We start from the raw sequence: 13,409 nt of genomic DNA, 5'->3' as shown, positions 1-13,409 counted from the left end.
TTCAATTTATGCTATGCTAAAAATATTGTTACCATAAACTGCTACATATAAAAATTACAAAGAAGGAAGAGACAGCATGAAGGAATATGTAAGCTTGTTACGCCAGGGAAGTAAATCAGCCGCATTGGCTGCAGTGGTCAATTTGGTCATTGCACTTGTCAAAGGAGGGGCTTTCTTGTTGACAGGGAATGTGGCAATGTTTGCAGAGACGATGCATAGTTTTGGGGATGCTGCTAACCAGCTGTTCGTCTATGTCGGTTCTGCACTCAGTAAAAAAGCCCCGACAGAGCGGTTCCCGGGAGGATTTGGCCGAGCTGTCAACTTGGTGCTGCTCGGTGCAGTCCTGATCGTAGGTATCCTTGCTTATGAAACCATTCGTGAAGGGATTACGCATCTGGCCCATCCATCTGAATCTGAAGGATTATGGATCAGTATTACAGTTCTTGCACTAGGCTGCATACTTGAGGGATTCGTACTGCTTAAAGCGATGCGTGAGATTGCCCATGAGAGTGAATCAGGTGCTAAAGGGCTGGCGGTTATTCCGATGAGCTTCGTGCATGTAAAACGTGCAAAACCAGCTACAAAATTGGTCTTTATGGAAGACTTGGTTGCTACTAGCGGCGGATTGATTGCCATCATCGCCATTTTGATAGCTGCTTACACACCGTTTTACCAGGCGGAAGGAATTGCTTCTATTATAATTGGCGCGATGATGTTTCTTGTCGTAGGACGCGTTTTCCTTGATAATGCAGCTGGTGTCATCGGGGAAGCGGATGAAGAGATGGCTGACAAAATCGGAGACATTTTGTTTGCTGATAAAGATGTAAGAGATGTGCAGGAAATGACTGTTGTAAAAGAAGGGGAATCCTTCCATGTCGAAGCTAAACTGGAAATTGACCCGACAATTACGGTAGCTGCCGCTGATGACATCAAGGATCGGCTTGAAGCCCAAATCATGGAGCATAGAGGCGTAACGGATGTCATTATTGAATTTGACGAAGACGATAAAAATCAAGCATGGAAAAGCAAAGAATAAGGAAGCCGCATATGCGGCTTCCTTATTCTTATTACGAAGACATATAATCGCCGCCGTTTACGTGGATGAATTGTCCAGTAATGTAGGCAGCTTCATCAGAAGCCAGGAGAACGTAGCTGCCGATGAGATCGACGGGCTGGCCAGGTCTGCCGAGAGGAGTCTGGGTACCGAAGTTTCCGATTCCGTCTTGCGGCAAGGTAGCAGGAATGAGCGGGGTCCAAATCGGTCCAGGTGCAACTCCATTCACACGTATTCCCTTGGAAGCCAACCCTTTTGCCAATGATCGAGTGAAAGCAACGATCGCTCCTTTAGTGGACGTATAATCGATCAATGTAGGGTTGCCGATATATGGAGTGACGGAAGACGTATTAATAATACAGTTTCCTTTTCCAAGATGCGGCAGGGCGGCGCGTGTCAGATAAAAGTAGCTGAAGAAATTGGTCCGGAAAGTCCGTTCAAGCTGTTCTGGCGTAATATCCGTTAAATCGTTCTGTACTTCCTGACGTGCAGCGTTGTTGACCAGGATATCAAGCTTATTGAAGTCCTCTATTACTTGTTTGATAAGATTTTCGCAAAAAGCAGCGTCACTTATATCTCCAGGATACAGCACACATTTGACGCCTTCCTGTTCAATCCGCATCTTTGCGTATTCCGCGTCCTCCTGTTCATCCAGATAGGAAATCGCTACGTCAGCACCTTCTTTTGCATAAGCGATAGCTACAGCACGCCCGATACCGCTGTCTCCTCCTGTAATAAGGATAACCTTGCCCTGCAGTTTTCCGCTTCCCTTCCAATGTTCGAATTCTTCAATCGGTAGCGGATCCATTTCTTGCTGGATTCCGGGCTGGCGGTTTTGTTTCCTTCCAGGGTTGCCGTCTTTCATAAAATCATATAAATCCATTTTCTTAACCTCCTTATATTCCATAAAGATAGTTATTTGCAAAAACAGCATGTTCTAAAACGCGAGGCCTGCGAATAAGTTCCTTTGGATGGGTTTTTTTCGGCAGGGATTTAGGCTAGAATAGACGAAAGAAGAATTGGAAAGGAGATGGTTGCGATGCGAGCTTATGAAAACTACATTGCAGAGCTTTTCACATTTGACGATCCATTCTTTCGTTCAACAGACCTTGATTTTGATATAGATGTCCAGCGTATGGAAAAGACAATGGAGGATATGGAAGCATATCTGAACAGAAAACCCGCGGAGAACTGATCCGCGGGTTTTATTTTTCGTCTTTTAAGGTACGATTGGTTTATACTAGAAAAAGAGAGCATGATACATAAATAGATTACGTTCCAGGTTGAGAGGGAAAAGAGTACTATCAACATTATCGAGGAGGCAAAATTATGTCTAATCAATCCAGAATTATTTCAGAGCTGCAAGTAAAACCAACTATAGACGCTAAAAAGGAGATCCGCAGCCGAATCGACTTCCTGAAAGATTACCTGCTGAAGACCGGTGCAAAAGGATTCGTCCTTGGTATCAGCGGTGGTCAGGATTCTACTTTGGCTGGACGTCTTGCGCAATTGGCAATCGAAGAGCTGAAGAAGGAAGGCAAGGATGTGACCTTTGCTGCTGTTCGTCTGCCTCATGGAGAGCAAGCGGATGAAGAAGATGCACAGCTGGCACTGGATTTCATTGATCCGGCTGAATCTTATGTTTACAATATCAAATCCCCAGTTTCAGAAGCAGCAAAGGCGTACGAAGATGCAACTGGAGACAAGCTTGCAGATTATCATAAAGGAAATATCAAGGCGCGTATGCGCATGATCGCCCAATATGCTATCGGAGGTCAGGAAGGGCTGCTGGTCATCGGAACAGATCATGCTGCAGAGGCTATTACCGGTTTCTACACGAAGTACGGAGATGGCGGAGCAGACATCCTTCCGCTGAGCGGTCTGAACAAGCGGCAAGGTAAACAGCTTCTCATCGAGCTGGGGGCACCAGAGCGTCTGTATGAAAAAGCGCCAACAGCTGACTTACTAGATGAGAATCCGGGACAAGCTGATGAAACAGAACTCGGACTCTCTTATGAGGATATCGATGATTACCTAGAAGGGAAAATTATCGAAGAGAAGACAGCTAAACTTTTGGAAGATCGTTATTTCAAAACAACGCATAAACGGCAAATGCCTGCCACCATCCATGATGATTGGTGGAAAGAACTTTAATGTGAAAGAAGAGACTCCCTCTAGGGGTCTCTTTTATTTTTGTAATGGCCATACTTGAAAAAGGGAATCAGATGCGTAAGAATGGTACTAGCTTTAAGGAGGTATACATACTATGCTCAAGGAATTCAAAGAGTTTGCGTTACGCGGTAACGTCGTGGATTTGGCTGTAGCCGTAGTGATCGGTTCAGCGTTCAGTGCTATCACGACTTCCCTCGTCAACGATATCATCATGCCGCTTATCGGTATCATTACAGGAGGGCATGACTTTAGCGGGCTGCAGTTCACTGTTGGCAGTGCTGTAGTAAAGTATGGCGCATTCATTCAAACTGTCATTAATTTCTTTTTGATAGCTTTAGCATTATTCATGGTCGTTAAAGTCATGAATAAATTAAAACGCAAACAGCCGCAGACAGAAGAGGTTGTCCAGAAACTTTCAGTGGAACAAGAGCTGCTCACAGAAATCCGCGACCTATTGAAAAATGAAGAGAAAATGAAGGATCAGACATGAGTCTGGTTCTTTTTTTGATTAATTTATAACCAGGCCGGGAATGGAAAAACAGAAGCCTTGTAATCTGCTATAATTTGGATTACGAGGAGTTGAGACAGCATGCACGTTTTACGCACACTCCATCCTTACAGCTGGACAATCATCATTGGAACGGTGTTCGGCAGGATGGCAACTAGTATGAGTATTCCTTTTTTGGCAATTTATCTGACGCAGGTGAAAGGGGCGTCAGCAGGATTCACTGGTTTGATCATCGCTATCAGTTCTTTGGTCGGTATCCTGTCCAGCTTCTATGGCGGATACTTTTCTGATCGATTCGGAAGAAAGATAATCATCGGTATCAGCATATTCGGCTGGTGCGGGGTATTCGTAGGATTCGCATTGGCGGATGCTATTTGGGTATTCTTTGTCATGAATGCACTGAATGGATTATGCCGTTCGTTGTTCGAGCCGACGTCCAAAGCTCTATTGTCGGATGTGACCGATCAAAAGAACCGTTTACTCGTTTTCAATATGCGCTATACAGCAATCAACATAGGTGTCGTATTCGGGCCTCTTTTAGGTCTGTACTTTGGTTCTGCTGCTTCTACCACGCCATTTCTGATAGCAGCTTTGGTTTATTTCGCCTACGGACTTGTCCTTATTTTTCAATTTTTACGAGTCAAAGTGGAAGAGACAGCTGCAGCAGGAGCCAATATAATTAGTGTCCGTGAAGCCTTCCATGTGACGCGAAAGGACACTCTGTTTATGTTCCTGCTGATCGGGGTCACCATCAGTGTGTTCGGATATTCGCATTTCAGCGCCACTCTGCCTCAGTTTTTCGCAGCTGCGCCCAGCATTGAAGATGGAGCACGGCTATTCAGCATGATGCTCACGCTGAATGCGTTGACAGTTCTGATTGTGCAATATCCGATAGTTGCTATTGCGAAAAAGTATTCACTTGTATTGTCGTTGATGCTCGGAAATATACTGATTGCCCTCAGTTTGCTAAGTATGGCCTTTTTGCACGAGATCATCTGGATTGCAGCTGCGGTCATTCTTTTTACAATCGGAGAAGTGCTGTTATTTTCCATGTCGGATATGTTCATAGATGAGATTGCCAATCCCGATATGAAAGGGACATATTTCGGAGCTATGGGCTTTACAGGATTTGGGAGTGTGGCAGGACCGCTGATTGGAGGCATGCTGTTGGATCATTTCGATGCTGTTCATCCGATTCCAATATTCACAATCATAGCCTTCCTAGTTATTATTGGTGCCCCATTCTTATTCCGAGTTTGGGTAATGCTAAAAGGGAAGGAGAGAAATCCGAAACCTGTATTAAAGAAGGAGCATGTTAGATGACAAGTTATCCGCCCCTGCCTCAGTCATTTTACGAGCAGCCTACACTAGATTTGGCTCAAAGCTTATTGGGATGCCTGCTTGTACACGAAACACCGGAAGGGATCACATCCGGTTATATCGTAGAGACCGAAGCGTACCGAGGAGCACTCGATCGCGCCGCGCATAGCTTTAATAACCGGCGAACAAAACGGACGGAAATCATGTTCCATACGCCCGGGCATATATACACGTATACGATGCATCGTCAAGTGCTGCTCAATGTAGTAAGTGCAGAGGCTGAGATACCGGAGGCTGTCCTTATACGGGCGCTTGAACCGAAGGAAGGCATAGCACTTATGGAAACGCGCAGACCTGGACGCAAGACGAGGGAGCTGACCAATGGACCTGGTAAGCTTTGCCAGGCAATGGGCATAATCCAGTCACACTACGGCGGTCATTTCACCAATCCGCCATTATATATAGCTCCTGGGTATTCACCCGAACAGGTGGAAACAGGGCCGAGAATCGGAATTCCGAATGCGCAGGAAGCCAAAGATTTTCCGTGGCGCTTCTGGGTGCATGGGAATAGGTATGTTTCCAGGTGAGTCACTTTTTAAAATGGCTATAATCATGTAAAATGAATACATCATGTCCGGCACTCGCCGGCAATGCAAAAAGGAGAGATAGGCAGTGGGTAAAGTACTCGTCTTCGGACATAAGAACCCGGATACAGATGCGGTTACATCCGCAATTGCATACGCGCATTTGAAAAATAAACTAGGTATGGAAGCAGAAGCAGTCCGCCTGGGAGATTTGAATGAAGAAACAGCATACGCTTTGAAAACCTTCGGATTGGAAGCACCTCGTTTGATTGAGGCAATTGATGGAGATGCTGAGCAAGTCATCTTAGTCGACCATAACGAAAAACAGCAAAGTGTTTCCGATATCGACACAGTTTCTGTAATTGAAGTTGTCGACCACCACCGTATTGCTAATTTTGAAACAGCTGATCCGCTTTATTACCGTGCAGAGCCAGTTGGATGCACAGCAACCATCATCAAGAAAATTTACAAAGAGCATGATGTAGAGATTCCAAAAGAAATCGCAGGTGCGATGCTGAGCGCCATCATCTCTGATTCTCTATTGTTCAAATCACCTACATGTACGGAACAGGATATTAAAGCTGCAAAAGAACTTGCAGGAATTGCAGATGTCGACGTGGATACATACGGCTTGGATATGCTGAAAGCTGGAGCTGATGTAAGCAAGAAAACTCCTGAGGAATTGATCACACTTGATGCGAAGGAATTCCAGATGGGAAATGCAACAGTGGAAATCGCACAAGTAAACGTTGTAGATGAACAGGATGTTCTTGTGCGTCAAGCTGAAGTGGAAGCAGCAATGAAGCAGAAAATCACAGATAAAGGCTTGAAGCTCTATCTCTTCGCTATCACAAATATCCTGACAAATGACTCCACTGCCATCGCAATCGGAGCGGATACAGAAGCTGTCGAAAAAGCGTTCCAAGTGAAGCTTTCCAATAACACAGCTACACTTAAAGGTGTGGTATCCCGCAAGAAACAAATCGTGCCAGTTCTGACAGAAGTCATGAATGGCTAATGGTTTATGAGCAGTCACACTATGTGATTGCTCATTTTATTTGCTGTAGGCATGGCCATAATGCTAAAGTGGATATACACGCCCCAGAGGAACAACCCCGTAATAGCTTCTTCCAATCAAGAACTCTGTTTTTTTTCTGTACTGGCATAGGATATTTTTCTTATCAATAAGGGAATAGGAATGCACACTGCTTACTTACTTTTCAGAATAAAAGGGAGGTTTTTCAGGATGAAATATACAGCTATACCAGGAATGGAGCGCCCGCTATCAAAATTAATCCTGGGAACAACAAAATTCTTCAAAGATAATAAAAATGATGTATTCGCTGTACTGGATGCCTTCTTACAGGCAGGCGGCAATACGATTGATACAGGCCCAAAATACGCAAAATACCAAGCTGAGAAGCTGATTGGCCAGTGGATGCAGGAGCGTGGTAACCGTGAGGATGTGATTCTCATCTCCAAAGGCGGTCATTACCACATTGATAAGGATGGTACACATCACCCGGAAATGAAACGTGTCGATCCTGCCGAAATTACAAAAGACCTGCATGATAGCTTGGAAAATCTGCAGACAGATTTCATCGATATCTATCTCATACATCGCGATGATCGAAGTGTTCCGGTCCAGGTGCTGATGGATATGCTGCATGAGCATCAGCAATCTGGAAAAATCGGTGTATATGGCGTTTCCAATTGGCGGTATGATCGCATTGAAGAAGCTAATGCCTATGCAGATGCCAAAGGATATAGCCGGCTGTTTGTAAACAGTCCAAACTTGAGCCTTGCACAGCTGAACGAGGTGCGATGGGCGGAGACGGTAGCTCTGGATAATGACTATCTCGCCTGGCATCGCCATACAGGGATGCCTGTCATTTCCTGGGCGTCTCAGGCAGGTGGTTTCTTTACCGGTACTTATGATAGGAATCATGTGACAGATGAAGAAATTGCCCGAGTTTATTACAATGATGACAACTGGAAACGTTTTGACCGTGCAGCAGAAATTGCCGAGAAAAAAGGCGTGACAGCAAATCAGATTGCGGTCGCTTATGTCCTGCATCAAGAATTCCCGACATGTGCCATTGTAGGATGTAAAAATGTACAGCGATTAGAAGAAGCACTGCCGGCCGTTGATATCGAACTGACAGAGGAAGAAGTAAAGTGGCTGAATCTGGAGCTTGCGGATGCCGCAGTAAAGTAGGGTATTTCTCTCTTACGATTTTTTGATTTATCGTATACAATAGTACATAATGCAACGTATACGATTTGTAAGGAGAGGAGATTCAGCGTGCGGACAATGAGCAGACAGCATATACCCGTGCGGGCGAAGAATATCGTCCTGATCGGATTCATGGGTGTCGGGAAAACGACCATCGGCAAAATGGTTGCCGATAAACTTTACAGAGATTTCATCGACGTCGATATCGAAATCGAACGCCGTTATAACAAGACAATACCAGAAATATTCGCTCAGCATGGGGAAGGATATTTTCGGGAGATTGAACGGAATACGGTTATTGATATTTGTGATAATAAACAATGTAATATCGTTTCTCTCGGCGGTGGCGCTTTTAAGCAAGAAGCCATCCGGGAAAAATGTCTCGACAGCTGTCTGGTGCTTTTCCTTGATCTGAGCTGGGACCGCTGGAAGGAACGTATGGATCTTCTGATTGAAAACCGTCCTGTATTGCATAATAAGTCTGTCGACGAAGTCCAGCAGATTTTCGACGAACGGCAAGCGATTTATGCAGAACATAATGCGCGGGTTACAACCGATAATCTGAATCCGGAGGAAGTTGCGGATTATATCGTAGAAATACTGAAGCTGGGCTGGGAACTACATCAGCCGCTATCCTCCTGATCGCATTTTATCAAAGAGCTATTGCAATTAACTTGTTGTAATAGCTCTTTTTAACCGGAATAATTGTCCTAATTGTCAAATAATTACCGGTCCTATCTGCTTATTTTTGCTGGTAAGGGTTTTCCGGACCAGAAAGCAGGGTATAGAAACCTACGATTTCAAAGGAGGATGAACGTCTTGCATCACAAAGATACGATTCATGTTGTTTCCAGTGCGGATGATAATTATGCCCACCACCTCGGTGTGATGCTGGCATCACTGCTTACAAATGTCAATAAGAACAGACGAGTCATGCTATATGTAATCGACGGGGGCATAACAAAGCCAAATAAACGGATGCTGATGAAAACAACGATGCAATTCGGTGTTCCAATCCGTTTCCTATCCATAGATACAGAATCCTATAAGAATGCAACAGAAAGCAGATATATCAATAAAACGGCTTACTACCGTATCTCCATTCCCGAGGTCATAACAGATCCGAGTGTGGAACGAGTCATCTATATCGACTGCGATACGCTTGTGTTGACGGATATCGCCCAGCTGCACGATATCGAGCTGGATGGAAGTCTGATGGCAGCAGTGGAAGATGCCGGCCAGCTTCAGCGTTTGGAGAAAATGAATATAACCACAGAAGGCAAGTACTTTAATTCGGGTATGATGGTCATTGACATGGAAGGCTGGCGCAAAGAGAATATATCGAATAGAGTGCTGCAATTCATTGATGAAAACAATGATCCAGAGTTCCTTTACTTGCATGATCAGGATGCCTTGAATGCGATCCTATGGGATAAATGGAAGCCGATCCACCCGAGATGGAATGCGCAATCCTTCATCATCCTAAAAACGAAAACACCGAGGGAATTAGCAGAGCGCAAGCGTTATAAAGAAGCTCGCCAATCTCCAGCGATCGTTCATTTTACTGGTGCGAATAAACCATGGAATTCAGATGTCGGACATCCATTTGCTCCGCTATATTTTGAATTCCTGCAGCAGACACCATGGAAAGTACTTCCCGGAAAAAAGGAACAGGAAGTGTACGCGGACTAAGACACAGCTAGTATGGCTGTGTCTTTTTTATTTGTTATAATACAGGAAACAATGAAAAAGGACGGATTAGAGATGGGGCAGGAAAAAAAGAAGTTATTGGGAAGTACGCGCAGAAAGTGGTTATTGAATAAGCTGCAGACAGCAGACGGTCCGCTCAAGGGGAGTGAACTGGCAGAGGAGGCAAATGTCAGCAGGCAAGTGATTGTGGGTGATGTGACGCTGCTGAAGGCGGAGCAGCATCCGATCATTGCTACTAGTGAGGGATATGTACTGCAGCAGCATCCTGTCTATTCAGTCGAAAGGATCGTAGCTTGTCAGCATGCGCCTGAACGGACAGAAGAAGAGCTGCAATTGCTCGTAGACTTAGGGGTTACAGTGAAGGATGTCCGGGTGGAGCATCCTGTTTATGGACAGATAACGGCTTCTATCATGGTTTCCAGTCGAAGGGAAGTAAAGAAGTTCATCGAAAGGATAGCCAACAGCAAAGCAGGTTATTTATCCGAGCTGACGGACGGGATCCATCTGCATACATTGGCAGCAAATGATGAGTCAGTAATGGAGGAAGCGATTGAGTTGTTGAGCCATCATGGTTTTTTGGTACCAGAATGGGATTGATCATACGGTCAGCCCCACTTTTCTTTCGCTCATTGCCCAAAGCTGCTTAGCTAGTTCAGCATCATCTGCCTGTCCCTTTACTTCCTGGATCTGCCGCTTATAAAAGTATCCTCCCGTTACATGCTGCACTTCTGAGCTTTCCGCAAGATACAGGGCAGTATCTGCTCCGTCTGCAGGTGATTGGAAAAATGGGCGGAGTAGCTGATGGATCTTTTTACCGAAGCCGGTATGCCTGTCTACACCGAGACTCGTGCTCACTGCTCCAGGATGTACTGCATTTACCGTAGCATTTGAATGATAAAGACGGAGAGAAAGTTCCTTGGTGAATAAAAGATTGGCAAGTTTGCTGTGCCCGTAATTTTGCCATGGTGTAAAGGATTCAGCTCCGCCTAGATCATCCAGATTTATTTTTCCAATTTTATAAGCACCGGAAGATACAACGACCACACGCCCTTGGGGTGCGGTTTTGATCTGCTCTAACAGCAAATTAGTCAACAGGAAGTGGCCAAGATGATTCACACCCATCATCATCTCCAAACCATCAGCAGTGAATTGTTTTCTTGTTGTCACGACGCCGGCATTGTTGATAAGTACATCAATAACAGGGTGCTGGGCTTTCAATGCTTCTGCACAGGCGTGAATACTAGTAAAGGATGCCAAGTCGCATACATATAGATACATATTCTCTGAACCGCTTTGCTGTTTAGCTTCCTTCAGAGCTTGCATGCCTCGTTCTTCAGAGCGGCACAGCATACATACGGTATATCCTCTTCTGGCTAACGACACAGCTGTGGCATATCCCATACCGGAATTCGCGCCAGTGATTACGACTGTTTTTTGCATATTGTACACCACTCTCCGTGTTATTCTGGACGTTTCAGTGTGAATAGCTCTCCAAGTTTACTATAATCATTCCCTGCCAAGCGACTGATTGGCTGGATGGCTTTTGCATCCAGATAGCCGGTGTTCTCATCATAAACTTCCGGTGACAGATGATACCCAGCCACCTTTGCGAGCAATAAGTCTGCTGTAATAGCTCCATCATCGTCTCTTATCTCGAGATGATCATACAAGGTGCATTCCATCCTGATAGACGCTTCCGTAATTCCGGGCACCGAGACATATGTGCTCGGAGTGAGTGTCAAGCTCGTGTGGTCAAGCTCACTTTCTTCGGGAGGCAGCACAGCGGCGGTTTTGTTCAATTCATCCACGATCGACTCTGTGCTGATATGGACAACAAGCTCGCCGGATCCAATAGCATGGCGTGCTGTATCCTTTTGTTTGCCTGCTGCACGCTGAATCGAAATGCTAATAAGCGGCGGATTCGCGCTGACGATCGAAAAGTAACTGAAGGGAGCAGCATTGACTACTTCTGATTCTGGTGACTTGGTCGTGACGAAAGCTACGGGTCTTGGGATGATGCTCCCTGTGAGTATTTTGTAATGTGTCTTTGCTGAAAGATCATTTGCGTTGAATGTAAACAAGTTTATTGCTCCTTTCTGTCAGCCTATCATAGGAACCTTACATGCACTTAACAGTTCTATTACCTTTTGAAGATATTCTTAAGCACGGATGTAAAGGAGTGCTCCGATTTATTGGTCATTTCCGTCGTTTTTTCTTCCTCGTGTAAAAAGATGTCCGTTTTATCAATTGCATGATCAACATGCAGAACGAGTGCAATATCCACATCGACACCCTGATTCGTAACGGATGTGTACGGGATGCGGTATGAAGTAGCGAGGGTCTTGTACGGTTTGAAGAAACGCATTGTGACTTCTCCGGAAAAGCGCAAGCATGCATCGGGGTAGCTTTTCATAGCATTCTCCAGCTGTTTTAATCCCTTCTGCTGGACGACCTCTCCCTCTGTCAGTGCAAGGATCGTTCTCTCCCGCAATGTCCCCAAATACTCTTTCCTTTCACTTGCCTTCGTTTCTTTTGTTCCATATATTCCTTCGTTTAGGTAATCATCTATATCTTTTTTCAATGGTCTTCATCTCCGATTCGGTATTTCCAATTCATGGAGTTAGCTTTACAATATAAGTAAAAGAGGGAGGCAATACATTATGACTACACTGCAATTCGAAAATCTCAGCAAAACATCTCATAATACGATGCTTCTGCCTCCAATCGATATTGAGCTGAAAGCTGGTGAATGTTATGTCATTCGCTGTAATAAAGTGATTGGAAGCCAGCTGCTGAAAATAATCAACAAACAAGAAAACCCGTCTACCGGTAGTGTACTACTATTTGGTGAAAATATCGAAAACCTGCGTTCTGTGAATGATCGGATCGGCTTCCTGTATCTCGATGATGCAGTATATACAAGGATGAAGGTGAAGGAGTATCTAAGTTTCTTTCGGAAGCTTTACGGCAGCAGCGTCGATATTGGTGAGGTGATTCAGCAAATAGGCTTGCGTGAGTGCCAATTAACTAAAATAAGCAAGCTGACTTTTTCGCAGGAACGGCGCTTGAAAATTGGCAGGCTCCTCATACAGGATCAGCCGGTTTTGATTATGGAAGAGCCGGAACAAAATGTCGATCTCGAAACAAGCTTGATCATTCACCGCATCATCGGTGAGCTGAAAGAAAAAGGTAAAACGATCCTTCTTACTACTATAGACTTGGAAAATGCATTAGCACTTACCAATTATGTATATACCTTGACGGATAAGAGCTGTAAGCGAATAGCTGTCGAAGAGGAAAATGAAGAACTGGCAGCTGGCGAAGATGTAATCCAACCGGTCAAGCTGAAGAAGATTCCAGCAAAAATCGATGATAAGATCATTCTTTTCAATCCTTTTGATATTAACTTTATTGAAAGCAGTGAAGGAGTGGCACAGCTGCATCTTCAAGACGGAGTCTATCCGTGTACATATACTTTACAAGAATTAGAGGAACGGCTGCGAGCGTTCGGCTTCTTCCGCTGTCATCGTTCTTACCTAGTGAATCTGCAGCAGGTGAAGGAAGTGGTGACCTGGACACGAAACAGTTTCAGTTTGATCCTTGATGATCATTCACGCAGTTCGGTTCCGCTGTCTAAGAATCGATTTGAGGAATTAAAGGGTATGCTCGGGCTGTAACCTGTTCCATTCAGCCTGAGATTTTGCACTATTCGGCTGCTGATTTGCTCCACTCAGCGTTTTTGGGTTCTGTTAAGCCTGATTTTACTGCGTTTTTCTAAAAAGGGTAGTAAGCTTTGATTATCAACCGTCTTGAACGGAAAGGGGC

The 13,409-nt window shown here is 44.8% G+C and carries 16 protein-coding genes; 12 read left to right on the top strand and 4 right to left on the bottom strand.

Annotated elements, in window-relative coordinates; translation table 11 throughout:
* Window positions 1-76: 76 nt before the first annotated feature.
* Complete coding sequence (locus tag ACH6C1_RS14380; protein WP_374078149.1) at window positions 77-1,036, top strand: cation diffusion facilitator family transporter; 960 nt, start codon at window positions 77-79, stop codon at window positions 1,034-1,036.
* Between the two features lie 31 nt (window positions 1,037-1,067).
* Here the strand turns inward: ACH6C1_RS14380 and ACH6C1_RS14375 are convergent, their stop codons facing one another.
* Entirely contained in the window at window positions 1,068-1,937 is an 870-nt protein-coding gene (locus ACH6C1_RS14375; protein WP_374078147.1) for an SDR family oxidoreductase, read from the bottom strand.
* Between the two features lie 156 nt (window positions 1,938-2,093).
* Between ACH6C1_RS14375 and ACH6C1_RS14370 the strand changes: the two genes are divergently transcribed.
* From ACH6C1_RS14370 to ACH6C1_RS14325, 10 genes are all read left to right on the top strand, one after another.
* On the top strand, window positions 2,094-2,249 hold the full coding sequence (locus ACH6C1_RS14370) for a hypothetical protein (RefSeq protein WP_374078145.1): 156 nt from the start codon (window positions 2,094-2,096) through the stop codon (window positions 2,247-2,249).
* 134 nt (window positions 2,250-2,383) lie between these two features.
* Entirely contained in the window at window positions 2,384-3,208 is an 825-nt protein-coding gene (nadE, locus tag ACH6C1_RS14365; protein ID WP_374078143.1) for an ammonia-dependent NAD(+) synthetase, read from the top strand.
* A 112-nt stretch (window positions 3,209-3,320) separates the two neighbouring features.
* Window positions 3,321-3,716, top strand: a complete 396-nt coding sequence (mscL, locus tag ACH6C1_RS14360) for a large conductance mechanosensitive channel protein MscL (RefSeq protein WP_374078141.1) — start codon at window positions 3,321-3,323, stop codon at window positions 3,714-3,716.
* Between the two features lie 99 nt (window positions 3,717-3,815).
* Window positions 3,816-5,057: an MDR family MFS transporter gene (locus ACH6C1_RS14355; RefSeq protein WP_374078139.1), complete on the top strand. Its 1,242-nt coding sequence runs from the start codon at window positions 3,816-3,818 to the stop codon at window positions 5,055-5,057.
* The gene (locus ACH6C1_RS14350; protein WP_374078137.1) at window positions 5,054-5,641 is read left to right on the top strand and encodes a DNA-3-methyladenine glycosylase; all 588 of its coding nucleotides are present in this window, start codon (window positions 5,054-5,056) and stop codon (window positions 5,639-5,641) included. The genes ACH6C1_RS14355 and ACH6C1_RS14350 overlap by 4 nt, the downstream gene beginning before the upstream one ends.
* Window positions 5,642-5,726: 85 nt before the next feature.
* Complete coding sequence (locus ACH6C1_RS14345) at window positions 5,727-6,656, top strand: manganese-dependent inorganic pyrophosphatase (protein WP_095223924.1); 930 nt, start codon at window positions 5,727-5,729, stop codon at window positions 6,654-6,656.
* 228 nt (window positions 6,657-6,884) lie between these two features.
* Complete coding sequence (locus ACH6C1_RS14340) at window positions 6,885-7,856, top strand: aldo/keto reductase (protein WP_374078135.1); 972 nt, start codon at window positions 6,885-6,887, stop codon at window positions 7,854-7,856.
* A gap of 96 nt (window positions 7,857-7,952) precedes the next feature.
* Window positions 7,953-8,516, top strand: coding sequence for a shikimate kinase (locus tag ACH6C1_RS14335; protein ID WP_095224077.1), 564 nt, complete (start codon window positions 7,953-7,955; stop codon window positions 8,514-8,516).
* 177 nt (window positions 8,517-8,693) lie between these two features.
* On the top strand, window positions 8,694-9,566 hold the full coding sequence (locus ACH6C1_RS14330) for a glycosyltransferase family 8 protein (RefSeq protein WP_374078132.1): 873 nt from the start codon (window positions 8,694-8,696) through the stop codon (window positions 9,564-9,566).
* Between the two features lie 72 nt (window positions 9,567-9,638).
* On the top strand, window positions 9,639-10,181 hold the full coding sequence (locus ACH6C1_RS14325; protein ID WP_095223927.1) for a transcription repressor NadR: 543 nt from the start codon (window positions 9,639-9,641) through the stop codon (window positions 10,179-10,181).
* Here ACH6C1_RS14325 and ACH6C1_RS14320 read toward each other — a convergent pair whose 3' ends face one another.
* Genes ACH6C1_RS14320 through ACH6C1_RS14310 form a run of 3 tightly spaced genes read right to left on the bottom strand, consistent with a single transcriptional unit; the run spans window position 10,182 to window position 12,165 of the window.
* Window positions 10,182-11,024 (bottom strand): SDR family oxidoreductase, encoded by an 843-nt coding sequence (locus ACH6C1_RS14320; protein WP_374078129.1) that lies wholly within the window; start codon window positions 11,022-11,024, stop codon window positions 10,182-10,184. It abuts the gene before it with no gap.
* 20 nt (window positions 11,025-11,044) lie between these two features.
* Window positions 11,045-11,665, bottom strand: coding sequence for a flavin reductase family protein (locus ACH6C1_RS14315; protein ID WP_374078126.1), 621 nt, complete (start codon window positions 11,663-11,665; stop codon window positions 11,045-11,047).
* 59 nt (window positions 11,666-11,724) lie between these two features.
* The gene (locus tag ACH6C1_RS14310) at window positions 11,725-12,165 is read right to left on the bottom strand and encodes a YueI family protein (protein WP_374078124.1); all 441 of its coding nucleotides are present in this window, start codon (window positions 12,163-12,165) and stop codon (window positions 11,725-11,727) included.
* A gap of 79 nt (window positions 12,166-12,244) precedes the next feature.
* Here ACH6C1_RS14310 and ACH6C1_RS14305 point away from each other — a divergent pair, with 79 nt between their 5' ends.
* Complete coding sequence (locus ACH6C1_RS14305; protein WP_374078122.1) at window positions 12,245-13,261, top strand: LytTR family transcriptional regulator DNA-binding domain-containing protein; 1,017 nt, start codon at window positions 12,245-12,247, stop codon at window positions 13,259-13,261.
* Window positions 13,262-13,409 lie beyond the last annotated feature (148 nt).

Source organism: Terribacillus sp. JSM ZJ617 (assembly GCF_044383785.1).
In the GTDB taxonomy this organism is placed as follows: Bacteria; Bacillota; Bacilli; order Bacillales; family Amphibacillaceae; genus Terribacillus.
The sequence above is the reverse complement of the archived record's forward strand: the minus strand, read 5'-3'. Positions and strand labels throughout refer to the sequence as shown.